We start from the raw sequence: 25,904 nt of genomic DNA on the forward strand, positions 1-25,904 counted from the left end.
AATTCAAATTTTTGTGAAAAGCTCACTTTTGACATTGCATATCGGGACAAAACGACACATGTGCAGTTGCTTTACGGGTTGTTGCTATTGCGTTATTTTTCAGGTAAGCGCTTTGCCGCCAAGACAATGAGCAGGATGATTCCCAGATATCCGAATAACGGATACAGGTACGTGAGCAGGGAAGTAAAACCTGCTTGACTGATAATAAAGCAAGCCAGGAGCACAGCCAATACGATACCGCTTTTCGGAATGTTATATAGACTTTGAATCTGCCTGGTAATCCCGAATACATTGCCTATCAATGTGGTAAAGATCTCCCCATATATCACCAATAAGAACAACACATGAACAAATGGCCCCAAGCTTCGAATAATCTCGGCCATCGGAAAATGGAACTGCAGTATTTCCGGCATTCTGGAGTTGATTGCAAAATGGCTGACTATCAACATCAACCCGAGTCCAACTCCTCCCAAGAAGCCACCCCACTTTATTGCATTTTCATCCTCTACCTCTCGTCCTAGCGGAACCATAACAGCTTGAGCAAAAGCAAGATTCAAAGCGGTGTACATAAACGGACTAAGCATCCATTTCAGGTTGTCCCATTGCTGTGTATGGGAACCTGTCATCCTCCATATCCCGTCCATTTCGACAGCTCGAAAGGCAATGAGAATAATAAATACAAGCATCATGGGCACAACTAGAGAGTTTACGGCTAAAATCCCGTTCAGTTCCCTGCTCATTACCAGATAACTCAACGCAATACTGATAACAATGCCAATCTGATAAGGAAGCCCAAGCTGCTCCTCGAAGATAGAACCCGTACCGGACAGCATCACGGCTGTAACACCGAATAAGATGAGGAAAGTCAATGCGTTCGCGACTTTGCCAAAAACATTGCCGAACAGGAAAGTGTTAAATTCCTGATAGGAAAATGCTTGGATCCTGCGGGATAACACCATCATTTTTGTACCAAGCCATATAAACAGTAATGTGGTCATACAAATGCCTATTCCCCCGAAGGCTCCATACACGGTAAAAAACTGCATAATCGATTGGCCAGAAGCAAATCCGGCCCCTACTACGGTTCCGATATAGGTTGCGGCAATTTTTAATATCATGATCAGTCTATTTTTCATTGGCTCCCCCGCGAGACTAGTTTTAGTGATACGATCTATCCTATGTCTGAAATGCTAGTATATTCTTGTTTTTTGATAGACACTTGACCTTAGGTCTGACCTAAGGTGTATCGTTAAGGTATTCCAAGACCGCATCCTTAGGAGTGACGTTTATGAAAAGTGAAATTACGATTAGCGAATTAGCTAAGCTAATGAACGTGTCGGTTCATCAAATTCGATATTTTGAGGAGAAAGGAGTTCTTCGCCCTGCTTACACAGATAACAATCAATATCGAATGTACAGCATCGAGCAAATTTACCAGTTAGCGCATATTTTATTGCTTCGCAAGCTGGGGGTGCCTGTCCAGGCAATAAAAGAATGTATGACTTCCTTTTCTGCGGACCAATATCGACAGCTTCTTCATCGATCCTTGCTTGAGATAGATACAGAGTTGCTGCGGCTTCAAGAGCTCCGGCAGTTCATCACAAAAGTTTTGCATGAACAACAGAACTTCAGGTCGCAGTCCAATCATTACCAAATAAAGCAGCGGGAGACGACTTATTTGATGCGTTGGCTTGAAATGGATGTTCAGGAGAAGGTTACTGCCAAGCTGCTGGCGGACCAGACAATGCGAGTTCCGAACTTGTTCGAGTCGGATATTCATTATATCTATGACGGTTCGAGCACCATTGCCATATCCATGGAAGCGCAAGAGCCCGGTGATTTTTCTTTACCTGACGGTGAGTACCTGTCACTGCAGAGGCTGGTTCATGAAGTTGATGAGCTGGAGCAAATGATTGAAGAATTTTACGACTATGCTGCTGCGCAGTCTTATGTCATAACGGGGCCTCTAGTCCTCATTGAGCGATCTTATTTATCCCTGTTCAGCAACAACGAGCTGCATTACGAGCTGCAAGCCTTCATCGAACCGGCAGCAGCTAAGCTTGTACGTCTCAGCTAAAAACCCGCAGGCCAAGCTGTTGAGATCGAGGCACCCGAAGGCAAATTGACGGGTATATTCGTACTGCCCAAAAACTACACGGGCAAGCTGGGTATAGGCGTACCCGCCATCTGGCTGCCCGGTTAATACCGGTTTATGGGTTGACCATTACTTGAGCAACGAAAGAATCGTCTCCACAGCGTGTTCGGCGAATGAGCGTTCAGGGCGGGATTTCATCAATACCGTAAGCCCGATTAAGGATACGACCAGTGTCTCGGCCAGAGCTTTGGCCTGGATATCCTCCGCAAGTTCTCCGGATCGTACGCCCTGCTCAATCGTTTCCTCGAATAGCGCAGCAAGATACATCTGATGCTCCCTTGTCAATATTTCAAACTTGGCGTCATGGGGCGCAAGCTCCACCATCACGTTGATGCAAAAGCATCCGCGGTTAGCCCCCCCTTCGTATTGTTCCATCACAACTCCTTCGAACAAAGAGCGGAAGGCTTGTTTTACCGATGCAGCATGTTGAAGCCGGGATCGGACAAAAGAAGAGTGGTAGCTCGTATATTTGCGCAGCGCCGCCTCGAACAATTCCTTTTTGTCGCCGAATGCGGAGTAGATGCTCGGCCGTTGAATGCCCATCCGTGACGTTAGATCGCTTAACGAGGTCGCTTCATATCCTTTTTCCCAAAATAGCTGCATCGCTGCGTCCAATGCTTGTTCCTCATCAAATGCCCGTGGCCGTACCATGGAATCACCCTCTTTTTTGTATCGATTAGTATGTTATGATAGTAATCTTTGGTTATGGAATTGTCAAACCAAACATCCAGCCTATTGACAACACATATTGTTGGGAGTTATATTTACCACCACAATTATGTACCGATCGGTACATTATAATTCGGGCTTAAGGAGGAGTGGAAATCATGGATCAAATCAGCAATAAAGCCGCAAGCAGAGTTCCAACGGGTTCGCCGTCATGCGGCGCGCCCGACACTGTACACGCGCCCTCGTTGTCGCGCTCCGTTGCGCTGCTGTTTGCAGTCGCCTGCGGGCTGGCCGTCTCGAACATTTACTATGCGCAGCCGCTGCTCGATGCCATGGCAACAGAATTCGGCATTAGCCATGCCTACATTGGCATGGTCGTTACCGTCACTCAAATTTGCTATGCGCTGGGACTCCTCTTGCTCGTTCCTCTCGGCGATCTTGTGAATCGCCGCAGACTGATCGCCCTGCAAATGCTCTTATCCGTGGCAGCCCTTATCGTCGTTGGCATGTCGCTTACCCCTATCCTATTGCTCATTGGCATGGCTGCTGTCGGTCTCCTTGCCGTCGTGACGCAGACGCTGGTCGCTTTCGCATCGACATTAGCCGCACCGCCGGAGCGCGGGCGTGTCGTGGGCCTGGTAACAAGCGGTGTCGTAATCGGTATTCTGCTGGCACGTACCGTGGCAGGTATACTGGCCGATTTGGCCGGTTGGCGCACGGTCTATCTCGTCTCCGCAGCCTTGACACTGCTCATGGCTTGCGCTCTGTTCCGCGTGCTGCCCAATGATGATAAGGCGAGAACATCGCTGTCCTATCCGCAATTGCTGCGTTCCGTGCTCATGTTATTCGTGCAGGAGCCGCTCCTGCGCATCCGGGCCGTGCTTGCCCTTCTGATCTTCACGGCATTCAGCGTTCTATGGACATCGTTGGTGCTGCCGCTTAGTGCCCCTCCGCTCTCGTTATCCCACTCCAGCATCGGATCGTTCGGCCTCGCAGGGGTGGCAGGCGCATTGGCAGCAGCGCGGGCGGGGCGGCTCGCAGATCGCGGATTGGGACAAAAAACGACCGGCTTCGCCCTGACACTGCTGCTCGTGTCATGGGCATTCATTGGCATGGCCGAATACGCTCTGCCCGCCTTGGTCGCAGGCATTCTTCTGCTTGACCTTGCCGTGCAGGCCGTGCATGTCACGAACCAGAGCATGATTTTCAATATTCGTCCGGAAGCGCGCAGCCGGCTCACTGGCGGGTACATGATTTTCTATTCTATCGGCAGCGCGACTGGCTCGATTGCCTCAACCGCTGTCTACGCCCAAGCGGGCTGGAGCGGCGTCTGCATGCTGGGAGCCGCGGTTAGCGCCTTGGCCCTGCTCTTCTGGGCATTGACCCGCCGCATGACGTTGGATGCGCAGGAGCGAACCCTATAGGAATGCGCAATGAGGAAGAGACTTTCCTCCTTCGCTCTCCCTGTAATGGCGGCTATTCCAAAAAAGGCTCTTTCTCCCCACTCGGGAAAAAGAGCCTCCGATTCGTATAGTAATCAACTGAGCCCTGGGGAGAATGCCCATAAGGCATCGATACGGCTTACACGCACCCGAAGCAAGGACTGCATGGCCTCATGCCATAGTATCCTCCACGCCTTATAAGACACTCAGCCTGTCCTTCAATTCGACCCCCGCCGGGAACGCCGCCTGGATCTGGGCCCGGATCGCTTCCGAGCGGTAGACGTCTCCGTCCAGAATAGCGACCCGTCCATAGTCAGACGACGTGCGGATAAGCCGTCCGATGCCTTGTCGGAGACGAAGCAGCATGTAAGGCATATCGATCTCGGCGAACGGATCCGCCGCGGCCTCGCGCTTCGCCAGGAACACGGGATCGTCTGGCGGATAAGGCAGCGACCAGATGATAACCTTGGTCAGCGCCTCTCCCGGCACGTCCAGTCCTTCCCACAGGCTGACCGCGCAGAGCACGCTGTCCGTGTCCGACTGGAAGTCGGAGATGAGGCGGCTGATCTCCTGGTCCCCTTCATACAGGAAGCGCGTGCCGGATTCATCGGGATAGCCGGATTCATCCATTTCCCGCTTGAAGCGCTGCAGCTCCTCCCGCGTGCGGAACAGCATCAGCGCGCCGCCGGGTGTCTGCTCCAGAATAGCGAGCGCCGTCCCCGTCTTCGCCGCGAAGCTGTCCTGACCGTAAGGAAGCGGCGCCACCGCCTGCATGACATTCGCATAATCATAGGAAGACGGCACGGAGAAGGACAAATAATCCCCTATCCCGAGACTGTCCGCCACATACTTGAAGGAGCCGTCAACCGACAGCGTCGCCGAAGAGAAGACGATCGGCATTCGTGTCGTGAAGAGCCGCTCCGCTAATATCTCCTTGATCGTCTTCGGCATAATGGAGAAGACCAGACCGTCTCCGCGATCGGTCGTCCAGCATATCGGCTTGTCCGCCCGATCGAACAGAACGAGCGCCTTCTGAATCATGTCGAGATGCTCTTCGACGATGCGCAGCTCATACGCGTTGAGCGTGTACAGCTCGCTCTCATAGACGAGCGCTTCCTCGATGTCGTCGATAATTCGCCGGAAGCGGCGCAGCTCCTGCAGCAGCGGTTCGTCGAGCATCACCCGGCTGCGGTCGGAGCCGGCGATAGCCTGGCTGCAATCAGCCAGCGCGCGGAACAAATACCCGCTCTGGTCAATCGCCCGCTCGATAAGCTGCGCCAGGTTCTCCCGCACCTCTCCATTCAACAGGCGAAGCAGCAGTTCCTCGAATACGTCATGCTTGAGCTTGTAGCTGACCGCCTTCAGCGCGGCCGACTCCAGCAGATGACCTTCATCGAATACGACCGCGCAATGCTCCGGCAGCAGCGGCAATTGCCCTTCCCGCTTCCGGCTCTCCGCTGTCCACAGATGCTCCATGTAATAATCATGCGAGCAAATAATCAGATCGGCAGCCTTGCGGTAATCATCCCGGGACAGCGTCTGTCCGCAGCGGTGCCGCTTCTCGCACACGAAGCAATCCTGGAACGCATCCCAGTTGATCCGCTGCCATCGGGCATCATTCAGTTCGGGATATTCCGTCCGGCCGCCGTACGCATGGAACGCTTGCTGGGACTCCGGGCGGCGGACGAAGCGCGGCAGACCTTCATAGATGGCATCATACAGCGGCGCGTCATCGTCCTCCCACTGGGAGCGGGCCTGATCCAGCTTCACCAGACACAGGTATTGATCCGGCGATTTGCCGAGTCTGGCATCGATGTCCAGCTTCAGATGCGCCGACAGCTTCGCGATATCGCCTTCCGGCTTCACCAGCTGCTCGATAAGCGACTCATCGGCGCATGCGATGACCGCAGGCTTCCGCATATAACGGGCATAGCAGATGGCATACAGCAGATAAGCCATCGTCTTGCCCGTCCCTACCCCGGCCTCGGCGAAGATGGCCTGCTTCTCGGCATAGGCGCGTTCCAGCTGAAAAGCCATATAGATCTGCTCATCCCGCACTTCAAAGCCGGCCTCCGGCAGTATTTCATAAAAAACGTCCGCCACCCAGTCGCTAACCTGCGGAATATAAGGGCGGGCGGGATCATAATCAAAGGGGTACCGTTCCAACGTATGTATAGCCTCCATCTTGTTCCTGACTTCAAAAGAGGAGCCGAATGGAGCGTTCGCGGCATGCCCGATCTCCGAAGACATGCGCTTTCCCTCGCACCCTGCTCCCCCTGTGGATTGATTCATCCCTTATTTTATCGATTTTCGGGTCATCCATCAATGCCGCAGCCTGCCAACGAAGACAACGCAGCGCAGCTTCACGGATCCGCGGTGCTTAGTTGTGCGTGACGACCGCGCCGGAACCGCCGTACATATCGAGCTCTCCATCGAGCTCCAGCTTCAGCACGGTGACGTTCTCGTGGGCATCCTCCGGCGTCATATGTATCCAGGCCGTCCCCGGTATGTTGAACCACGGCACGCCCCCGTGAATCTCGTGGGTCAGCTCCTTGCCGGAATGAAGCACGGTTATTTTATTGATTTTGTTCGCTAAGCCCTTCAGGCATACACTCTCCTTCGGATTATCGTACACGAACAGATACAATGTCTTGCGATCCTTCGACACCGTGCTGCCGCCCAGATAATAGCGGGTATGAATGCCTTCGCCGGTGCCGTACACCGCTTCCTCGTGCGTGCGGATCCACGCGCCCAATCCGAGCAAAATATCCTCCTGGCGCTTGTCTATCGTGCCATCCTCTCTCGGACCGATATCAAGGAGCATGTTGCCGCCCATCGCAATGCAGTCGCAGAACATGCGGATGATCTGGTTCAACGATTTATAATGATTGTCCGTCGGCACATAGCCCCAGGATCGGTTGATCGTCGTACAGAATTCCCACGGCCCTTCCGGTCTTGTTATCGGAAGTCCCTGCTCCGGCGTCTTATAGTCCCCATGGCCCTGAAGCCGCGAGTTGATAATCAATTCCGGGTTGAACGATGTCAAATAGGTCTTGAACGCGGGCAAATTCCACTGCGCGGCGCTTCGCTCCCAGTCGCCGTCGAACCACATCAGGTCCACCTTGCCGTAATTCGTCAGCAGTTCCCGCAGCTGATTGTTATTGAATTCAAGGAACCGCTGCCATCTCTCTTCATCCTGAATGCCGTCCGTCGGATAGGAGAACGGGTTCGCCGCACCCGGATCGTCCGGAACCCGGCCGCCCTCATAGACAGACGGGTAGTCCGGGTGAGACCAGTCGATCAGGGAATAGTACAGCCCGAGCTTGATGCCCCGCTTCGTTATCGCTTCCGCATACTCCTTGACAATATCCCGCTTCGCCGGAGTCTTGTCGACGACATTCAGATCGCTGAACCCGGTGTCCCACAGCGCCACCCCGTCATGGTGCTTCGTTGTAAGCACGGCATACTTCGCGCCGGAGTTCTCGATCAGCTCGGCCCATTGGCCGGCATCGAACTTGCTGGCGGTGAAGCCGTCCAACTGCTTCATATAATCTTCATACGAGATTCTTCCGTTATAGAAAGACCACGATTCCGCAATGCCGTTGACGGCATAAATGCCATAATGGATAAAAATGCCGAGCTTCGCTTCTTCGAACCACTTTTGCACCACTTGAAGTCCTCCCTTTCGCAATCTAACAGGAACATAACGTTATTATCTCACAGATCAGATGCAAAGACATGCAAGAAATCGTATAATAATCAAAGTGACCCACGGTTCATTTCATATTATCAAAATGAAACTGTGATCTAATCCACACGTATTGTTAGGTAGTCATTGACACATCGTTAGTACAAGGGAGTGGGAGAAAACGTGAGAAACCGATGGCTTGTAAGCTGCCTCGTCGCAGCAATGCTCGGGGCGGCGCTGGCGGGATGCAGCAGTCCTCCGGCCGAAGAGCCCGCGCAAGGGGCGGAGCAGGAGAAGGAAACCCCTGTGCAGGTCGCAATAGTAGAGAAAGGCTCTCTCAGCCAACAAAATGAAATTATCGGCACAGCCAATCCGAGCAGAACCGTCGATATCATTCCGAAGCTGAACGGCGAGCTGGTTCGCTTGAATGTCAAAAAGGGCGACATGGTCTCCAAGGGGGCGACGCTCGGCGTCATTGACGCGGATGACCTCGAAGTCCAGCTTAAGCTGGAGCAGTTCAGTCTGGAGCAGGCACAGGATCAGTACAAGACACTACATAACGCTCAAGCGTCCGATCTGGAGCTGGATCAGGCGAAGCGCAGCATTGACCAGGCTCAGCTGCGCGTCAAGCAGGCCAGCAACAGGCTGGCCGATGCGACCTTGAAGGCCCCAATGAGCGGGCAGGTCATTCGCGTGGCGGCGGAAGCGGGAGAATTCGTTACCTCAACCTCCCCGCTGTTCACGATCGTATCCACCAATCCGGTGAAGTTCTCGGCCAATGTCAGCGCGAATCAGATGCTCCTGCTGCAGAACCGGAAGGAGACGAAGGTCGAAGTGCCGGATGTGGGCAAAACCTTCACCGCCCGGATTACGTATCTGTCCCCCGTCGCCAATGAAGGCGGATTCTACGCCTTGGAGACGCAAGCCGACAATGCGAAGGGCGAGATCAAGCCCGGCATGACCGCCAAGTTCATCGTCGATCAGGAAGTGCTGAAGGACGCACTCCTCGTTCCTACCGAAGCGATTGTGGAGAAGAACGGCGAATCGCATGTGTTTATCGTTAAAAATGGACGAGCCGTGGAAGAAGCCGTCGAAGTACTGGAAGCCCAATCCAAAATGACGGCGGTGAAAGGCAATCTCCAGGCGAAGGATCAAATCGTCATCAAGGGACAAATGACCTTGTCCGACGGCAATAAAGTGAAAATCATCGAGGGGGCGCGCTAACGTGAAAATTATTGACGTCTCCGTTAAGCGTCCTATCGGCGTCATGATGGTCGTGCTCGCGATCCTCGCGCTCGGAATGGTCAGTCTGCGCAACCTCGCGATCGACCTGTTCCCTAAAATCGATCTTCCGATCGCCGTCGTCGCGACCTCCTATCAAGGTGCGGCGCCTGAAGAGATCGAGAAGCTCATATCGAGGCCGCTCGAAGCTTCGTTAAGCACAATCCAGGGAATTGACACCGTGTCTTCGCAATCGCAGGCGAACTCTTCGCTCGTCATGCTGCAGTTCAAGACCGGTACAAATATGGACAATGCCCTGATCGACGTCAGGGAGAAGGTCGATCAGATCAAAGGAATGCTTCCCGAGGATGCCAATGATCCGTCTGTGCTCCGGTTCGATCCGAATCAGATGCCCATTATTACGCTGGGCTTGACGGGCGCTTCGCCGGAGAAGCTTCAAGAGATTGCGGACACGAACATCATCCCGTTCCTGGAACGGGAGAACGGCGTCGCGTCGGTATCCGTTACCGGCGGCAAGACCCGGGAGATTCTCGTCGAGCTGAACCGCGCGAATCTCGCACGCTACGGCATCGGGGCGTCGCAAGTCGTCCAGGCGATTAACGCGGAGAACAAATCAGCCGTTGCCGGCTCGGTGCCGAAGGGCGTGCAGGATCTGCAAATCCGGGTCAAGGGCGAATATACATCCGTCGAAGATATCGGCCGGACATTGATTCATCTGCCTGGCGGCGGACAGATTCGAGTCAGCGATATCGCCGATATTAACGATACCTTCAAGAAGCAAAGCTCGCTGACGCTGGTCGACGGAGCGCCGGCGCTCGTCTTGTCTGTGCAGCGCCAATCCGACGCCAATACCGTCGCCGTCGCGGATAACGTCGACAAGGCGGTCGGCAAACTCCAGCAGGATCTGCCGAGCGGCATCGAGCTGAAAAAGGTTTCCGATACGTCAATATTTATCCGGCAGTCGATCGACAGCGTCGTCAGCAATATGATGAGCGGCGGCTTGTTGGCCGTGTTCATCCTGATTTTGTTCTTGCGCAGCATCCGCTCCACGTTCGTTATCGCGTTGTCGATGCCGATCGCGATCATATCGACGTTTACGCTGATGTATTTTACCGGCCAGACGCTGAACATTATCTCCATGGGCGGACTCGCCCTCGGCATCGGCATGATGGTCGACAACTCGATCGTCATCCTGGAGAACATATTCACCTACCGGCAGAAGGGCATGTCCATGAAGGAAGCCGCCATTAAGGGCGCCTCCGAGCTGGCCTCGGCCGTTATCGCCTCGACGACGACGACATTGGTCGTATTTCTGCCGATCGTATTTGTTCAGGGCATCACATCGGATATTTTCCGTCCGCTTGCTTTGACGGTATGCTTCTCGCTGATCGCTTCGCTCGTCGTGGCGATTACGCTGATTCCGACGCTGTCCTCCAAGATCGTATCGCAGAAGAAGATCGTGGAATCCGAGAAAAAGGGTTGGTACCTCCGCTTTTTCGGGCTGTTCGTCTCCGGCTACAAGCGCATCCTGCGATGGGCGCTGGGACATCGCAAGACGACGGTGCTCGCCACGATCCTCCTGCTCGTGGGCAGCTTCTTCCTCGTTCCGTTCATCGGTATGGAATTCATGCCGGGCGGAGACCAGGGACAGATTCAGATCAGCGTTCAGACGCCAAGCGGCACGAGTCTGGAAGAGACGAAGAAGGCGGCCGACGAAGTGGCGGCGCTGTTGAAGCCATATGAGAGCATCATCGATACCGCCTCGGAGTCGATTGGCGGAGGCGGCCCGTTCGGGGGCGGCGCCAATTCGGCTACCTTCACGATCCAGCTCATCCGGGCGACCGAACGCGACATGACGACGAAGGCGATGATGCAGGAGCTGACGGATGCGGTCAGCGAAATCCCCGGAGCGGAGATTACCGTGTCAGCCATGGAATCCGGCTTCGGTTCGGGCTCGCCGATTCAGATCAAGCTGAACGGACAAGAGCAGGACGTGCTGGAAGAGGTCGCTTCTCAGGTCGTCTGGCTCATTTCCGATATACAAGGGGTCTATAATGCGAATTCTTCGGCGGCCGAGGGCAATGCGGAGCTGAACATTTCGATCGACCGCAGTCTGGCCGCCACGTATGGCTTATCCTATCAGCAGATTATGAACGAGATCTCGCTGGCGATGAACGGGCAGCTAGCGACGCAGTACCGCGAAGGCGGCAACGAATATGACGTGCGCGTCATCCTGCCGGAAGCGGAACGGGATAGCATCTCCGCCTTGAATGCGCTGACGATTCAATCGCAGACCGGCCAACTGGTGCCGCTGTCCGCCATCGCCCAGTTCCAGCAGCTGCAGGGACCGGTCATGATTCAGCGGGAAAATCAGCAGCGGCAGATCAACGTCACGGCCGATCTGGCAGGAAGAGACTTGGGCAGCGTATCGACCGAAATCGAACAGGCGCTGCAGAAGATGAACTTCCCGGAAGGGTACTCTTACTCGATGGGCGGAGAGACGGAAGAAATGATGAATTCATTCGCCGATCTGGCGATCGCGCTCGTCTTCTCCATCTTCCTCGTCTACGTCGTCATGGCGGTACAGTTCGAATCGCTGCTGTATCCGTTCATTATCATGTTCGCGATGCCGACTATGTTCATCGGAGTCCTCTTCGGTCTGTTCATTACCGGGACGCCGATCAGCGTGACCGCCTTAATCGGAATCATTATGCTTGCGGGAATCGTCGTGAACAACGCGATCATTCTCGTCGATTATATCAACATCCAGCGCAGATACGGGCTGGAACGGCATGAGGCGATTATGCAGGGAGCCCCGAGCCGGCTCCGTCCGATTTTCATGACGACATTAACGACAGTGCTCGGCTTGCTGCCGCTCGCCCTCGGAATCGGCGAAGGCGCGGAGATGCAGGCGCCGCTGGCTATCGTCGTCATCTTCGGCCTCTCCTGCTCGACCATCTTCACCCTGCTGCTGGTGCCGGTCATGTACACGTACTTGGATGATTTCTCGAATTGGATTAAGCGTCTGTTCACGAGAAAGAACAAGAGCGAGACCGCACAAGAAGCGGCCGTATAACAAGATTGACAAGTAAGGCCAAGACAAGAGACAGCCTCCGTTCCGCCACTCGGCAGGACGGAGGTTTTGTTCGTAGGGAGCCTATACAACAGAGCCGATTACGCATTATATTATAGAAGCGGCAAGATGATTCATTGCATGCCGTGCGGACTGATTCCGGGATAGCCTCATTCACGCAGGACAGCCGATTGATCGGGTTAGCGAGAAAAACAGGACGATAACCGACTGGAGGTAGTGGCGTTGAGTTTTATGGATAAAATGAAGCTTGGTCTCAATCAAGTGAAGGATAAAGCGCAGCAGACCGTGGAGGTTACACGCATCAGCGCGCAGATTGCGGGGAAAAAGAAAGAAAAAACAGCGCAGTTCACCCTGCTCGGCGAACTGGTGCACGAGGCGTATGTCAAGCAGGCTCTGCCGGATGAGATGCATCGCATCGGAAGCCTCTCGCAAGCCATTCAGCGGCTGGAAGATGAGATCGCCGCGTTGGAGAAGCAGCTTTACAAGGCCAAGGGCGAGAAACTATGCGCCTGCGGCGCCGTCATCACGCAGGAATCCAGATTCTGCAATCACTGCGGGCAAGCGGTGCCGATGGAGCCAACCGAGATCATCCCCGCTTCGCTCGTCAGACGGGACGATCCGCCGATCGCCGTGAACTGCCCGAAATGCGGAGCGCTGCTGAACGGCGAAGCGGAGCGCTGCGTTCTATGCGGCGAGCCGGCGAAGTAACGAGGCAGCATGGGGCTGTCCCATAAGCAGCATTTCGCTACAGTGAGACAGCCCCCTGATTCTCAACGCTCGACTTGCCGAAAAGCTGTAAAAATGTAGTTTTCCCTTATGACGTTTACTCCGTTACAGGAATTCCTGCAAAACCCGCCGTTGAGAACGTCCAAGGGGTTTTTTGGCACTTCATTTTTTATGTGGTGGATCTCCTCTCTCCGTAGAAAAAATCGATTTAAAACGCTATGCGTGCCAAGTTTTGAGCAGGAAAATGGACAATCTCCACCCCTTCGTAAATAACAGGGGGTTTCCAACGACCTGAAAACTGCACCATTTCCCTAGATAAGTCTATCCGGTAGGCGAAATCCGCAAAACTACATGATTTCTCCAGACACTTCTATTCGGCAAGCGAAATCTGCAAAACTGCACAATTTCTACGCCTATTCGGTAAGCGAAATCCTGCGCAAATACAGCAATTCGATATGGACGACTTTACCAGAAGGGGAATCCTGCAAAACTGCAGGAATTTCACCCGTGTCGCTTCGACTTGAAGCAAAAGGGCCATAAATGATGTAGATTTGCAGCAATTCCTCGGGATGTGGACTCATTGAGCCGAAATTCCTGTAAAATAGCAGCAATTCCCTCCACACGTTCAAGCCCCAAGAGGTAACGATGCCTCCTGAAGGCAACGAGGCGATGATACCTCCTGGAGGCGATGATGCCCCCAGGATCCGACGTGGTCTCTTGGATCCCGTAAAATCAGGCCGTTGAGAAGTCTGTGGGAATTTTCTCCACTTCATTTTTTATATGGTGGATCTCGTCTCTCACTAGAAAAAATCGATTGAAAACGCTCTGAGGGCCAAGTTTTGATTAGGAAAATGGACAATCTCCACCCCTTCGCAAAAAACAGGGGTTTTCCAACAGCCTGATTAACGCAGGATTGCACTGCCTCATCCATCTTCCGCTGCTTTTCCCGCCGCTGTATATTTCCCTCCTCTTTATACCCGCTCTCTACTCCTGCCTCTGTACTCCTGCCACTGCGTTCTCTGTGGTCCCGTCTTGCCCAGCATCCTTGTGCACTGCCTATGGGACAGCCTCTTCATCTATCGTTGTCAGCCGCGCTCTCCATACACGGTGCTTGCGACAAGCTCAAGCGGATCGGCCGCGAAATACTCGCCCAAAAAATCATGCAAGGCCTGCGGGAATACATATTTCCGCGTCCGCTTCGAGAAATAGCTGTGCTCCACGGTTGCGATGACATCGCGCACCGGCAGCCATTCGATCCCGATCTGCCCTTCGTCGGCATGCGCTCCGCCGGGAACGGCCCCTCGCTCCTGAAGCCGGCAGGTGTAGATGAACTCGACTGCATGGACCTCCTTCATGATATGGGAATATTCGTGGTTCGCCGATACATACTCCCGCATACAGAGTATCCGGAGGTCTGTCACTGACGCCCCCAGCTCTTCCTCACATTCGCGCCGCAGCGTCTCCTCCAGCGTCTCGTTCGGCTCATGGGCCCCGCCCGGCAGCGCATAATAGACACCCACTTCCGGCCGCTCCTTCTTGATCAACAACAGCTGGTCATCCTCCACGATCAACGCCCGCACCGCATTGCGTATCTCTTCCATGTCCATCCCTCCCCGACATCACAAGCAAGCCTGGAATCGTTCGTACCGCTGGCTGGCTCATCGTGATGCATCGATTGTCAACTTCGCAGCCTCTGCTTCCATTATCGTATGCAGAGAGGCAGCATGTATAGCATGCAGGCGTCATCACGGGCGCATTCCGGCTCCCTCGCGAAGATGCCGTCACGGCACCCGCTTGGCATACGGCCGATCCGCCGCCTCACCGGACAGGAAGCGTACATTTCCCCCGCCCAGCTTGCCTTCCTCTCTAGTTCAAACGATGTCCGCCCCTATCAACCGATAAGACGGGATTGAATACGGTCCAGCGCCGCTTCCCAATGCCGTCTCATCACTTCCCGCATATAAATATCATCGAGCTTCTCCTGGTGAACGGAGACGGTCGTCTTGTCGGGACTCTTGGACAGGACGTAGAGCTGCAGCGTGGACGGATGGTCCCACCCCTGCGGCTGCCAGGTCAATCGCAGCTTCTGCTGCGGAATGACGGAGCGAATCTGGCCGCGGGTGCCCTCCTCCGTCACATATTCATGCCTTACCTGCAAGGGCAAAGACGGCAGGGTGCCGAGCCAGCAGGGCAGCCCTTCGGATGACAGCAGGAAGGTCCATACCTTATCCTTCGAGACGGGCATCGTCCGCCGCACTCCAATCTGAACGCCTGCGGAAGCTGTCTGGCCGACAGGAACGCGGCCCAGCTTCTGTCCATACAGCAGGGCGAGCAGATCGCTCCATTCCGGCGATACTTCATATTCGGCGGCAATGTGCCGAACGATGCGTTCATGGGACCAGCCCGGATCCACTCCCCGATCCAGCTGCTGAATCCATTCTTCCCAGGCTTGGCCCGTATTCGCTAATATCGCTTCTCTGCATTGGGAACCGACCATTGATATTCCTCCCTTTTTCGTTGGGAACGATCTGCAATATAGAATCGGAACGACGCTCACGCAGACCATCGATGCACCGGTACACGGTTCGGATAAGAACCTCCAGTTGATCGGCCAGTTCCTTGGCCGTCATGCGGCGCCGGGAAGTCAGGAGCCATGATATGGCCAGCATACTGTCGGCCTTGGTCATCGTCGTTCACTCATTTCCCAGTCAATCATGTGTCGTTTTCACCATATTACGGCACTGCCGTTCTCAGCCGCTCCGTCCATTCGTAACGCCAAACGGCACGTGCACCGACGGAACGATGCGGGCCACGCCTTCGATATGCCCCATCTGATCATCGAAGAAAATATGCGGCTTGAAGATACGCAGCACCCTGCCCTTGTCGATTCCTCCGAGGAAGAAGGCTTCGTCGACGCGAATATCCAGCTTGCGCAAGGTCGTAATGACGCGCTCATGGGCTGGCGCGTTCCGGGCCGTCGCAATCGCGACCCTGATCTTCGGCTTATAACTCGCATCTCTCTCGTTCCGTTCGATTTCCCGCTTCTGCAGCTTCGCGATCTCCGTGAAGAAGCGGAGCAGCGGTCCCGGAGGGAGCGGCTCGTCCGCCAATGTGCGCTCATGATCATGGAACAGCTTCAATCCCCCGCCTTCCTGGAATACGGTCTCGGCGGAGTCATCCGCGATAATGCCGTCGAAGTCGAACGCAATCCGAAGCTCCTCGTCCTCGTCATCATCGATATAATCGGTCGGATAGATACAGCCCGCGGGCAAGCCGCGCTCAACAGCTTCAGTGACGTCCTTCGGGTTCCCTGACAGGAACAGCGATGCATTGAACGCTTCCATGTACGGGAACGGATTGCTGCCGGCGACGAACACGGCCCGGCTAATATTCAGCCCATAATGCTCGATAGACTTGAACACCCGCAGCCCCGTATCCGGATCGTTGCGCGACAGCAAGACGACTTCAACCGGCTGATCGTCCGCCGAGCTTCCGTTCAACTGCAGCAGTCTTTTGATGAGCGGAAAAGCAACGCCCGTCCTCAATATGTCATGCTCATGGGCCCGTTGATACTGCCGGTATGCTTCCTCGCCCTTCTCCTGGAATACTTGATCGGCCTCCGCCAGATCGAACAGCGCGCTGGATGCCGTCGCGATGACCAATTTTTGTTCAATTTCGTATGACATTCCCGAATCTTCCTTTCTTGTGATGCGCCTCGCGAGTCAGCGTTATCATTTCTGCCGGATATGCAGCAGAATCAGAATGACCAATTTGGCAATGGACAAGCGAATCAGCATCGTCGCCATCTCCATCGGTTCTATCGGCCCGCCGCATATGTAACGAACATAATCATAGATTACTAGACTAGCGGGCAGCACAAGAAGAAGCGTGGCCAGCCTCTTCCGCCGTGACGTTCGTTGATTCGGTTGCCGTCTGATCTGATCATTCATCCGGTTCCGCCTACTTTTTACAAGGATATGAAAATACCTGTAATCGGTTTCATTTTATCACAGTCCGCGCGCCGGCACCATGGGCCTTGGTGCATCCCAACCTGATGATGCCAACCATCGGAAGACGTACGTTGTCAATCCAACTCGGGCCGGACAGGATCGGCGATGCTCCTGTTCCACGACTTCGGTGAAAAGATTAGCTTTTAGCTGCTGCTTCTGCTTCGGGGGCTTCCCTTCGAGTTGAGCCAGCATCTTTTCCATCTCTCCAATCGTGACCGGCTTGGTATGCCGCATCAATTCATACCCCATATGGCCCGAGATTTCAATAGTAGCGTACTTGACGTCACTGACAGAAACGATACCCGTCCTGTACGCCATGTAAGTGCAGTCCATTTTCGGCAAATGCGTTTATTTCACTTTGATGACAAGGGAAGCGTCCACATCCCGAATGGAGCTCCGACCCGATATCGCCAACTGTAGCTCGGTCTCGGCGATGAGATGCTCCATTACCTCCTGCACGCCAGTCTCCCCCGCGACAGCCAAAGCATATGCATAGGGGCGGCCGATCAGCACGGCATCAGCTCCCAGGGCGATAGCCTTCAGGATGTCGGCTCCACGGCGGATCCCGCTATCCATCAAGACCGGGACCTTGCCTTGAACCGATTCACAGATCGAAGGCAGCGAATCCAGCGTGGCGACCGCGCCATCCAACTGCCGTCCTCCATGATTCGAGACGATAATGCCATCGACACCGTGCTCTACAGCCATGACGGCATCATCCGGATGCGTAATGCCCTTGATCAGAACGGGCAAACGCGTATGTTCAAGAATAAAGTCCAGCTCCTTCCAGGTAAAGCACGTGTTGTTGCCTTCATCCAACGCGAGCTTGACAGCCTCTTCCTTATTTTGATCCGGCGGCTCCTTCAGCAACGAGCAGAATACGGGATCCGTAAAATAATTGCCCATTCCTTGACCGGACAAAAACGGCAGATACGCATTGCGCAGATCCGTCTCCCGCCATCCGAGCAGCGTGGAGTCCACCGTTACGACGATCGCCGAGTATCCCGCCGCTTCGGCGCGCTCGAGGAAGCTCCGGGTAAGCTCATGATTTTGGGGAGGATATAGCTGGAACCAGCGGACACCGTTCCCCATCGCTTCCGCGACGGTCTCCATCGGAATGCTCGACACGTTGCTGAGTATATAAGGAACGCCCAGCTTCACGGCCGCGCGGGCAGGAGCCAGTTCTCCCTCCGGATGCAAAATCGTATTTACCCCGATCGGAGCGAACAACACAGGGAACGGCAGCTTGGCGCCGAACAGCGAGATGGACATGTCCCGTTCTGTAATATCGCAGCATACCCTCGGTCTGATGCGGTATTTCTGGAATGCCTCGACATTACTGCGGTTCGTATCTCCCGCTCCGGCCGCCCCATGAACGTAGCCGAACGGTGCGGCGGCCAACAGGCTTCTCGCCTTGCTCTCCCACTCATCAAAGGAGACCGGCAGCAGCTTCACCGCCCCGTCTCCGCTCTCATAGAACTTCATTTGCAGCTTTTCACTATCGAGCGTCAAAATGCAGATACCTCCATGGCCAAGACTGACATGATTCATAGTTTCCCGTAGTAAAATTCCCCGGTGCACCCAGCCTTATCCCTCGATTGAGTATGAAAAAAGCACCTCCTCTTTCCGTTGAGAGAAGGTGCTTTGCTTGTGCGGCAGCGGCACGTTATCCAGTTGCGCTCAGTTCATGTCCCCCATATACCGCCGCTCCCGCATCCCTTGCTGCAGCGGCTTGACCAGCCCTTGGGGATAGACGCGGATTCGATCCAGCCGCTCAAGCTCGATCCACTCCACGCCAACCTGATCCGAATCCGGATTGGTGGCGGCCTCCGTCGCAAGCTCCCCGTCGAGCATGCATTCAAAATAAAACTCCACCTGGTGCACATCATAATCCCATTCCGCGTGCTCATGGTTCTTCCCGATATATTCGCGGATATACCATATATCTTTGACAGTAACACGGCAGCCGATCTCTTCCATACATTCGCGAATGACGGCTTCCTCCAGCTTCTCGCCGATTTCCTGGCCGCCCCCGGGGAATAAATAAAACACTCCGTCGCGATCGCGGTTTTGGGTCAGCAAAATGCGGTTGCGTTCATCAATAATGATAGCCTTGGCAGAATTGCGTATTGGCTTCATGATGCTATGTCAACCTCCTTTAGCCAAAAAATCGGATATGCTTCACTTTGGTCGCCAGCCGATCCCACGATTTCTTGAACGGCCCTCTCTCATCCGGCAATAACGGCAGCTGGCATTCATTCGCGATGCGGGTCACGATATCTTCTACCGTCATCGAATCAGTGTCAAGATGCTGCCGGAACACCGGCTGCGACAAGCCGTCAATGCATCGGTCTATCTGCTGAGCCGCCCACGACTGCCCTCCCTCGCCCCGGGTTTTCAAGCGCTTCAGCAGCACTTCCTTCGACGCGCATAAGGCAAAATGATGCACGCTCGCTCCATCTTCCCGAAGCCTCCCTACGATCTCGTTAAAATAATCGGCATTCACGATCGTCATCGGCACAATAATTGCCCCATCATACTCGGCGTTCAAATGGCGGAGCATCGAGTAATTGCACTCCCGCCACATCGGGTAATCTTGAAAGTCGCTCCGCTTCATTTCATGGGGCACGTTTTTTCGAATGAAAAATCCTGCGTTTTCCGGATCATAGACAAAAGAACCCGGTATTCTGCGGTGCAGCTCAAAGGCTGTCGTCGTCTTGCCGGAGCCGAACGCCCCATTCACCCATACAATCATTCACTTCACTCCATCGTCTCGTGTAGCCCATAAGCGCGTTAGGCCGTCGTATACCATAAATACACATATTGAACCTCCACACGGCGAAAGCCGTGGGATTCTTAGCTAGTTAGCGCACGCAGACCATTTCTGTTTTGTGCAACTGCTAAGTTAAGGGCTAGTTCAATAGCCCATCCTAGTTCAGAGCATATAGCTAACTAGGCTGACAGACTGTTACCATCTGCCACAGGTTGACACATGATGTTGATTGCACCAACTCTATCGCGGTGTGCACGATAACCGCATGAACACTGATATGTCCGATCTTTTGCCTTGTTGCGATCACCGCAGGATGGGCATGTCTGCGAAGTATACGCTGGATGGACTTCTACAACCTTGATTCCAGCTAATGCCGCTTTGTATGCGATGAACTGTTGCAACTTTATAGAACGACCAACTATGTAGGTTCTTAGCGTTTTTGCGACTTGTTCTTGTCGTTTGGCGAATGCCGGATAGCTTTTCCAATTTGATGACCGTTACGTTTTCTCTCTTAGCCATATTGATAATTTGGCGGCTGATTTTGTGGTTCTGATCTTTAATATAGCGGCTTTCCTTGTTGCACTGCTTACGGATAGCAGAGAGCTTTTTCAGCTTTCCTAGCTTGCGACGATTGGCGTTGTACTTGCGCCTAATGAACTTGTTCTTGCGTCCATTGCCGACAAACTTGGTCTTGCCGTTTGAAGTCACGACAACGGCTGGAACCTTCAAGCCAAGATCAATGCCCATCGTCGCGCCGCCTATCACTTGTTCTTTCGGTCTTTCGAGCGAGATTTGAACAAACCATTTGTTCGACTTTTGAACAACACGCAGAAGCCCTAATTTACTGCTTTGAAGCATGTTTTTCTCACGATTAGCAATGAGAGCAGGAGTACGGAGGCGTTGTACTTTGCCATCCATGCAAAAAGGAAAAGAAACGGTATTTTCACCAATCGAATAGTTCTGATTGTTGACGTAGTAGACTCGACGCTTCAAAATTGGACGCTTCTTTTCTTTTATTGATTTCTGGAAGATGCTTTTGGCATCCCTAATGGCTTGATTCTTTACGGCAGAGGGTAGATTCGCTTGGACGGTTTTTGACGTTAGTTTTGGAAACGTTCCAGACGCTTCGGCTTGCTCAGCTAATCGATTGACCGTCCGAATGTACTCATTACCCATATCCGCCAATATAGACGGATTGCTTGGGAATATGCGGATTTGAATCGTTACCGTCTGCATGTTTTCACCCTCTTGTCTTTTGTTCTTCAACGTAGCGTTTTTATCGTTTCGCTTCAAACGTTCCCTGCCGTACTGACAAAGCAGGAACGTGTCCATAGAGAAGGCAAATGCTTCAAGTGTTCGAACTCTTGACGCAGGATTCGGGAAGTCGCTCCTTACAATTTGGCCATAATGTCCGAAGGAGAATACGTCGGCACCACATTCAAAAATAAATGCAGATGATCCGGTATGACTTTCATCACAATCACTTGCCATTCATGCTCTCCGCAAATAGTCGACACCAGTTCCTTGAAGCGGACTTCGACTTGTTTTACCAATACCTTTCTTCGATAACGCGGACAGAATACAAAAAGATAGTTGATTAAAGATACGGTTGTGGCGGTTCGTCTATATTCTTGTCCCATAACAACATGGTATCCGTTTAAAATTATAACTGCAACAAGGTGCTGCAGAACAATTTAGCTGTCCTGCAGACAGCCCTTGTCCTAAGCCGATTCATCCCATGCCTAAAGCAAGGGCTTTCTCAACTAAATATCTGTAATATAGACTGGAATCGGCTTGCCGTCAACGATTCATATACGAACGAGCCTCACTTGTTCCGGGAACGCGGCAAGGCCGTCAGAGAGGAATCCACTCTTGGCGGCCCTGCAAATCGAGGCCTTCCCATAAACTATGGCCAGGCTATGCCAGTTCGTTCAACACATCGTCGATTTTGCGGCTGTGCGCGATGACGCCATAATTCATCCACGGCCAAAAATCGACCTCATACACGCACCGGTTCCGCACGGCCGGAAGCTTGCGCCATACAGAGGAATTCAATATATCTCTTTCCTCTCCGGGCGCTTCGGAATGGCGCTTGTCGAACGTAATGAACAGATGGTCGGCATCGAGCCGCGCAAGCCATTCCGCCGTCAGCGTGACCTTCCGTGTCCGGTTCGCCAACTGCAGCACAAGAGGATGCGGCGTCAAGCCGAGGTCGCGGTACAGAACCGGACCCGTATACCCCAGATCCGGTCCCCCGTACAAGCTGACGCCCGCAGCCGAGATTCTGAGGAACGCGACGGTTCCGTTCCGAACGGTGCGCTGCAGCCGGCTCTTCGCCTCCCCCGCCTTGCACTCATACTTCGCGATAATATCGTCAACCTTGTCCGTCCTCCCCAGCAGAACGGCTGCCATGCGTAGTGTCATGCGCCAGTCTTCGCCAGGGTGATCCAGCGAATGCACCTGCCCCAGCCGGCCGAACCGGTCTCCGGGAATCCAGCGGCCGAAGCCTTCATCGAGCAGGATGACATCGGGTTGATGATGGGACAGGATGCCAAGATCGCCTTCCGCGACATCGAAGACAGGCACATGGTCGATCCCGAGATAGTCCTGCTGCCCCCATCCGGGATGGATGCCCTGCATGACGGGCGTCATGTCCAGCGCCACCACGAAGTCTTCGAGGAACGGCGCGAAGACGCGGGGCTGCGCACGATGATTGCGCCGGTAATGTCCGGGAGAGATCCCGACCTCCTGCCGGAAGCGGCGGCTGAAATAATATTCATTATTGAAGCCGACATGCTGTCCGATCTCATACAGCCGATCATTCGTCGTCACCAGCAGCTGCTTCGCCCGATCGATTCGGATTTTATTCACATAATCAAGCGGGGTGAGACCCGTCAACTTTTTGAACAGGCTTGTATATTTCCAGCGGGCGACAGCCGCCTCCTCCGCCAGCTGCTCCACGGTCAACCGCTCCGTATAATGCTGCTCGATATGCAGAATCGATTTGCGCACGGCATCGGCCTGGCTTGTCCCGTCCGCGGCGGCCTGATTTTGTCCAAGGATGAACCTCAACAATTGCTGGAACCGGATATGGTTGTCGAAGACAGCCATCTCATCGCTGTCATGCCGCCATCGATAAATGGCTTCCACATGCTCAATACATTGCGAGAACGGATGGCATAATACCTCCCCTCGGCAAGGGAACGGCTCGACCGCCGCAGGCGGATCGTTCACCGAATCGTTCCCGTCCGCCCGCAGTGCATCGAAGGCCAGCTGATAGCAGCATAAGCCGGCATCCCCTGAGACGACGGCAGCTACCGATCCGGGAGGCGTGGCGTAGCATTTCCCCCGTTCGAGACGGAATCCCGTCCCGGCCATGTCGATTCTGCCGCTGCCTCTGGTGACGACCCACAGCGAATACGAACCGTTTTGTTCTTCTTTTTTGTAGCCATTCGCGGCAAGCATGCAGTACCGAATGTCCTTCATCACATATACCCAGGCTGGGCGAGCCGATGGATCGGCTGAATTCCCTTTCATCCCCTATCCCCCTGAACCGATCTGTCAATATGGAAAAAGAAAGCCAATCAGCGTTTGGCTGAATAGCTTTCCATTTGTAACGCGCCGCTTTCCCGCTACTTCACGAACCATTGCATAAGATCGTCGATTTTCTTCATGTTCGCCGTTATCGCGCCGGACTGCCACTGGGTTCGCTCCGCCTTGTACACCTGTCCCTTCTGAACGGCAGGCAGCGACTTCCACAATGGACTGTCCAGCAGCTGCTCGGCTTCTTTGTTCTCCTCCGCTGACCAGGAACCATTCGAAGGGAAGATAATGATATGATCCGCATCGAGCTCGGGCAGCTTCTCCTCGGAGAGGATCGCATGATAGTCGGTCATATCTCGCGCGAACGAATGCGGGGTAAGCCCCATATCCCGGTAAATGGTGCCGGTATACCGGTTCTTGACGCCGAATAAAGCCATCGTCTTGTCCCCGACATTCAACCGGAGTACGGCGACCGTCTCCCCTTTGGCGGCCTGGGACAGCTTCTCCTTGGCATCGGCAATTTTTTCTTCGTACTGCGCGACGGCGCTCTCGCCTTTTTCCGGAATTCCAAGCAAATCTGCGATGGCCGTCAATACTTTGGCGGGATCGTCCAAGATTTCTTCCTTCAGCCGGTAGGTCGGCGCGATTTTGGAATACATCTCATATTTGGCCGCGTCGGCGCCCCCGTCCACGATGATCAGATCGGGATTCGCCTCCAGCAGCGCCTCAATGCTGCCCGTGATATCGAACAGCGGCACGTCCAACCCGAGATAGTCCTGCTTCCCCCAGCTTGGATGATACCATTGGACGATCGGCTTCTCGCCGAGCGCCACCATATAATCCTCTACATAGATGCCCGCTACCCGCTGCGGATGGGCGGGAATCTTCACCTCGCCGAATTCATCAGTCACCGATCTCGTGCCACTGGCTGCGCTCTCCGACCCGCCTTCTGGCTTGTCCTGGCTCTCCGCCGGCTGCGACGCCTGTTCCCCGCGGCCCGGCGACTCGCCGCCGGCCTCCTGCTGCGCGCCGCATCCTGCCGCGCTGAACATCAATACGAGCATTAACGCCGTCCATGCGGCCGTGAATCGATACGACCTGTCCATCTCCTTACCCACTCCCATGCAAGATGTATGTACCGGCAAGATGATCCTGAGAACTCCTTCATTAATAATGATTCTCATTTTCATCTACTGGAATCCATTGTAGCTCATGGGATATCGGCTGGCAATGCACATTCGCAACGGATTTCTTATACATATTCAAGAAACGGCAGGCGATCAAGCGGCCCGCTCTAGCTCGTCACTCCTGCTTCGGCTTGCGGGGCTCCCTTTCTCCTTATGGCGAATACGGCCGAGATGGCGATGAGCAGCACACAGAACGAATACGGCAGCGATAGATGAGCCGTATATAATGCCGTGCCGGTAACGGGCCCCAGGAACGAGCCACCGCCCTGAAGCGCTGCAATATAGGAAGCGACAGTCCGCTGTTCTTCGTCCCGGACGGCCATCGAAGCCCCGGCGCTGTACCCCAGCAGCGTGAAGCCGATGCCGATGCCCAATACCGCGAAATCGAGATAAGCGAAGCGCAGCAGCGTCAACAGTCCCAGCAGACCGAGCGCGACGAAGAGCAGCCCGACCCGCAGCACCCGCGACGGATGCCATTTCAAATATTTGCTGATGACAATCTGCGAAGCGACCACCATGACGCCGGAGACGGCCAGGCCAAGACCGATAAGCTGCGTGGCGGCCTGGGCATCATAGCCCAATGTATCCTGCACATAGAACCCGATCGTCACCTGAACAATGTTCAAGGCGAACGAGAGCAGGAGCCCCACCCACAAATACAGCCGAATGCGGCTGTCATTCGGAGACAGAGAAGCGCGGGGCGCTGGCTTCCGCATCTTCCGCACCGGCTCCTCGGCGATAGCTGCCATGAAGAGCAGCGCCGTTACGAATAACAGCGTGGCGGCGCCATACATCGGCGCCGTAAGGCCGATCGCCGCCAAGCCTCCGCTCATCGCGGGACCGAGCACGAAGCCGAGCCCGTTGGCCGCCCCGAACAGGGCCATGCCCCGCGTGCGCGTCTCCGGCGTCGTCCAGCCCATCACATACGCCTGCGCCATGGCCGGAATGCCGCCGAAGAAGAAGCCGGCGACCGTACGCAGCAGCAATAGCGTCCAGAACAGCCCGGCGCTGGCGGTGCCGTTAAAATGGGCCTCCGCATAATCCGCAAGCTGAGCGAACCCCACCAGCGTCGCGACATAGATGACCATAAGCGATGCCAGCATCTTTTTCCTGCCCAGGAAGGTCATCCTCTCCCAGAAGTACCCGCCAAGAAGCCAGGTCAAGCCTGTGATGGATACGAGACAGCCGGATTGAAGCTCGCTCAGCCCCAGATGGCGGGACAGCGGCCCGATAATCGGATTGAACGCGGCGATCGATATCATCCCGCACAATACAATAAGAAACATAATGCCCATTCTGAATTTCACAAGCATGCCTCCCCTTTCCTGCCCTATTCGCTGCATTGGTCCTCCGCAAGCCATGCGCAGCGGCGGCC

At 54.4% G+C, this 25,904-nt stretch carries 22 protein-coding genes and 2 pseudogenes; 5 read left to right on the forward strand and 19 right to left on the reverse strand.

The features are described 5' to 3' along the window. Positions 1–92: 92 nt before the first annotated feature. Entirely contained in the window at positions 93–1,136 is a 1,044-nt protein-coding gene (locus tag NNL35_RS19590; protein WP_006680061.1) for a YkvI family membrane protein, read from the reverse strand. A 152-nt stretch (positions 1,137–1,288) separates the two neighbouring features. On the opposite strand from NNL35_RS19590, the gene NNL35_RS19595 reads away from it, so the two are divergent. Continuing rightward, positions 1,289–2,077, forward strand: coding sequence for a MerR family transcriptional regulator (locus tag NNL35_RS19595; RefSeq protein ID WP_006680062.1), 789 nt, complete (start codon positions 1,289–1,291; stop codon positions 2,075–2,077). 147 nt (positions 2,078–2,224) lie between these two features. Here the strand turns inward: NNL35_RS19595 and NNL35_RS19600 are convergent, their stop codons facing one another. Further along, on the reverse strand, positions 2,225–2,806 hold the full coding sequence (locus NNL35_RS19600) for a TetR/AcrR family transcriptional regulator (RefSeq protein ID WP_006680063.1): 582 nt from the start codon (positions 2,804–2,806) through the stop codon (positions 2,225–2,227). A gap of 176 nt (positions 2,807–2,982) precedes the next feature. On the opposite strand from NNL35_RS19600, the gene NNL35_RS19605 reads away from it, so the two are divergent. Continuing rightward, positions 2,983–4,248: an MFS transporter gene (locus tag NNL35_RS19605; protein WP_006680064.1), complete on the forward strand. Its 1,266-nt coding sequence runs from the start codon at positions 2,983–2,985 to the stop codon at positions 4,246–4,248. A 213-nt stretch (positions 4,249–4,461) separates the two neighbouring features. Here NNL35_RS19605 and NNL35_RS19610 read toward each other — a convergent pair whose 3' ends face one another. Together NNL35_RS19610 and NNL35_RS19615 are read right to left on the reverse strand one after the other, a co-directional pair. Then, entirely contained in the window at positions 4,462–6,432 is a 1,971-nt protein-coding gene (locus NNL35_RS19610; RefSeq protein WP_254553999.1) for an ATP-dependent DNA helicase, read from the reverse strand. Between the two features lie 214 nt (positions 6,433–6,646). Continuing rightward, complete coding sequence (locus NNL35_RS19615; RefSeq protein ID WP_193372705.1) at positions 6,647–7,933, reverse strand: alpha-L-fucosidase; 1,287 nt, start codon at positions 7,931–7,933, stop codon at positions 6,647–6,649. 204 nt (positions 7,934–8,137) lie between these two features. Here NNL35_RS19615 and NNL35_RS19620 point away from each other — a divergent pair, with 204 nt between their 5' ends. The 3 genes from NNL35_RS19620 to NNL35_RS19630 all read left to right on the forward strand — a co-directional run bounded on the left by NNL35_RS19620 (position 8,138) and on the right by NNL35_RS19630 (position 12,998). Beyond that, on the forward strand, positions 8,138–9,178 hold the full coding sequence (locus NNL35_RS19620; RefSeq protein WP_006680067.1) for an efflux RND transporter periplasmic adaptor subunit: 1,041 nt from the start codon (positions 8,138–8,140) through the stop codon (positions 9,176–9,178). Between the two features lies 1 nt (position 9,179). After that, positions 9,180–12,272, forward strand: a complete 3,093-nt coding sequence (locus tag NNL35_RS19625) for an efflux RND transporter permease subunit (RefSeq protein ID WP_006680068.1) — start codon at positions 9,180–9,182, stop codon at positions 12,270–12,272. Between the two features lie 249 nt (positions 12,273–12,521). Further along, positions 12,522–12,998, forward strand: a complete 477-nt coding sequence (locus NNL35_RS19630) for a zinc ribbon domain-containing protein (protein ID WP_006680069.1) — start codon at positions 12,522–12,524, stop codon at positions 12,996–12,998. 431 nt (positions 12,999–13,429) lie between these two features. On the opposite strand, the gene NNL35_RS19635 is transcribed toward NNL35_RS19630, so the two are convergent. The 15 genes and pseudogenes from NNL35_RS19635 to NNL35_RS19705 all read right to left on the reverse strand — a co-directional run bounded on the left by NNL35_RS19635 (position 13,430) and on the right by NNL35_RS19705 (position 25,842). Beyond that, the gene (locus tag NNL35_RS19635) at positions 13,430–13,597 is read right to left on the reverse strand and encodes a hypothetical protein (protein ID WP_254553677.1); all 168 of its coding nucleotides are present in this window, start codon (positions 13,595–13,597) and stop codon (positions 13,430–13,432) included. 504 nt (positions 13,598–14,101) lie between these two features. After that, complete coding sequence (locus NNL35_RS19640) at positions 14,102–14,617, reverse strand: NUDIX domain-containing protein (protein WP_006675583.1); 516 nt, start codon at positions 14,615–14,617, stop codon at positions 14,102–14,104. A 290-nt stretch (positions 14,618–14,907) separates the two neighbouring features. Then, on the reverse strand, positions 14,908–15,513 hold the full coding sequence (locus tag NNL35_RS19645; RefSeq protein ID WP_006675582.1) for an SRPBCC domain-containing protein: 606 nt from the start codon (positions 15,511–15,513) through the stop codon (positions 14,908–14,910). Then, positions 15,407–15,703: an HTH domain-containing protein gene (locus NNL35_RS19650; RefSeq protein WP_083835500.1), complete on the reverse strand. Its 297-nt coding sequence runs from the start codon at positions 15,701–15,703 to the stop codon at positions 15,407–15,409. Before NNL35_RS19650 ends, NNL35_RS19645 begins: the two co-directional genes overlap by 107 nt. 63 nt (positions 15,704–15,766) lie before the next feature. Next, positions 15,767–16,702, reverse strand: coding sequence for a 5'-nucleotidase (locus tag NNL35_RS19655; protein WP_006675581.1), 936 nt, complete (start codon positions 16,700–16,702; stop codon positions 15,767–15,769). Between the two features lie 45 nt (positions 16,703–16,747). Further along, positions 16,748–16,966 (reverse strand): hypothetical protein, encoded by a 219-nt coding sequence (locus tag NNL35_RS19660; protein WP_006675580.1) that lies wholly within the window; start codon positions 16,964–16,966, stop codon positions 16,748–16,750. 57 nt (positions 16,967–17,023) lie between these two features. Then, the gene (locus NNL35_RS19665; RefSeq protein ID WP_006675579.1) at positions 17,024–17,344 is read right to left on the reverse strand and encodes a DUF421 domain-containing protein; all 321 of its coding nucleotides are present in this window, start codon (positions 17,342–17,344) and stop codon (positions 17,024–17,026) included. A 30-nt stretch (positions 17,345–17,374) separates the two neighbouring features. Next, entirely contained in the window at positions 17,375–18,538 is a 1,164-nt protein-coding gene (locus NNL35_RS19670; protein WP_006675578.1) for an alpha-hydroxy-acid oxidizing protein, read from the reverse strand. Between the two features lie 168 nt (positions 18,539–18,706). Further along, a complete protein-coding gene (locus NNL35_RS19675) occupies positions 18,707–19,165 on the reverse strand; it encodes an NUDIX domain-containing protein (RefSeq protein ID WP_006675577.1) in 459 nt (152 codons plus the stop codon). Between the two features lie 19 nt (positions 19,166–19,184). Further along, positions 19,185–19,781, reverse strand: a complete 597-nt coding sequence (locus NNL35_RS19680; protein WP_006675576.1) for an AAA family ATPase — start codon at positions 19,779–19,781, stop codon at positions 19,185–19,187. A 197-nt stretch (positions 19,782–19,978) separates the two neighbouring features. Further along, positions 19,979–21,035: pseudogene (locus NNL35_RS19685) on the reverse strand (RNA-guided endonuclease InsQ/TnpB family protein). Positions 21,036–21,088: 53 nt separating this feature from the next. Further along, a pseudogene (tnpA, locus tag NNL35_RS19690) lies at positions 21,089–21,439 on the reverse strand (IS200/IS605 family transposase). A gap of 277 nt (positions 21,440–21,716) precedes the next feature. Continuing rightward, positions 21,717–23,336: an AraC family transcriptional regulator gene (locus tag NNL35_RS19695; protein ID WP_006675573.1), complete on the reverse strand. Its 1,620-nt coding sequence runs from the start codon at positions 23,334–23,336 to the stop codon at positions 21,717–21,719. A 95-nt stretch (positions 23,337–23,431) separates the two neighbouring features. After that, positions 23,432–24,448: an ABC transporter substrate-binding protein gene (locus NNL35_RS19700; protein WP_006675572.1), complete on the reverse strand. Its 1,017-nt coding sequence runs from the start codon at positions 24,446–24,448 to the stop codon at positions 23,432–23,434. Positions 24,449–24,636: 188 nt separating this feature from the next. After that, the gene (locus NNL35_RS19705) at positions 24,637–25,842 is read right to left on the reverse strand and encodes an MFS transporter (protein WP_006675571.1); all 1,206 of its coding nucleotides are present in this window, start codon (positions 25,840–25,842) and stop codon (positions 24,637–24,639) included. Between the last annotated feature and the right edge of the window lie 62 nt (positions 25,843–25,904).

This window comes from Paenibacillus dendritiformis, assembly GCF_945605565.1.
GTDB classification, from domain to species: Bacteria; Bacillota; Bacilli; order Paenibacillales; family Paenibacillaceae; genus Paenibacillus_B; species Paenibacillus_B dendritiformis_A.

Bases quoted from the DNA above. Each gene is read 5' to 3' on its own strand.
- NNL35_RS19590 (WP_006680061.1), bottom strand. From the start codon at position 1,136: ATGAAAAATAGACTGATCATGATATTAAAAATTGCCGCAACCTATATC.
- NNL35_RS19595 (WP_006680062.1), top strand. From the start codon at position 1,289: ATGAAAAGTGAAATTACGATTAGCGAATTAGCTAAGCTAATGAACGTG.
- NNL35_RS19600 (WP_006680063.1), bottom strand. From the start codon at position 2,806: ATGGTACGGCCACGGGCATTTGATGAGGAACAAGCATTGGACGCAGCG.
- NNL35_RS19605 (WP_006680064.1), top strand. From the start codon at position 2,983: ATGGATCAAATCAGCAATAAAGCCGCAAGCAGAGTTCCAACGGGTTCG.
- NNL35_RS19630 (WP_006680069.1), top strand. From the start codon at position 12,522: ATGGATAAAATGAAGCTTGGTCTCAATCAAGTGAAGGATAAAGCGCAG.
- NNL35_RS19635 (WP_254553677.1), bottom strand. From the start codon at position 13,597: ATGAGTCCACATCCCGAGGAATTGCTGCAAATCTACATCATTTATGGC.
- NNL35_RS19640 (WP_006675583.1), bottom strand. From the start codon at position 14,617: ATGGAAGAGATACGCAATGCGGTGCGGGCGTTGATCGTGGAGGATGAC.
- NNL35_RS19645 (WP_006675582.1), bottom strand. From the start codon at position 15,513: ATGGTCGGTTCCCAATGCAGAGAAGCGATATTAGCGAATACGGGCCAA.
- NNL35_RS19650 (WP_083835500.1), bottom strand. From the start codon at position 15,703: ATGACCAAGGCCGACAGTATGCTGGCCATATCATGGCTCCTGACTTCC.
- NNL35_RS19655 (WP_006675581.1), bottom strand. From the start codon at position 16,702: ATGTCATACGAAATTGAACAAAAATTGGTCATCGCGACGGCATCCAGC.
- NNL35_RS19660 (WP_006675580.1), bottom strand. From the start codon at position 16,966: ATGAATGATCAGATCAGACGGCAACCGAATCAACGAACGTCACGGCGG.
- NNL35_RS19665 (WP_006675579.1), bottom strand. From the start codon at position 17,344: ATGGCGTACAGGACGGGTATCGTTTCTGTCAGTGACGTCAAGTACGCT.
- NNL35_RS19675 (WP_006675577.1), bottom strand. From the start codon at position 19,165: ATGAAGCCAATACGCAATTCTGCCAAGGCTATCATTATTGATGAACGC.
- NNL35_RS19680 (WP_006675576.1), bottom strand. From the start codon at position 19,781: ATGATTGTATGGGTGAATGGGGCGTTCGGCTCCGGCAAGACGACGACA.
- NNL35_RS19695 (WP_006675573.1), bottom strand. From the start codon at position 23,336: ATGAAAGGGAATTCAGCCGATCCATCGGCTCGCCCAGCCTGGGTATAT.
- NNL35_RS19700 (WP_006675572.1), bottom strand. From the start codon at position 24,448: ATGGACAGGTCGTATCGATTCACGGCCGCATGGACGGCGTTAATGCTC.
- NNL35_RS19705 (WP_006675571.1), bottom strand. From the start codon at position 25,842: ATGCTTGTGAAATTCAGAATGGGCATTATGTTTCTTATTGTATTGTGC.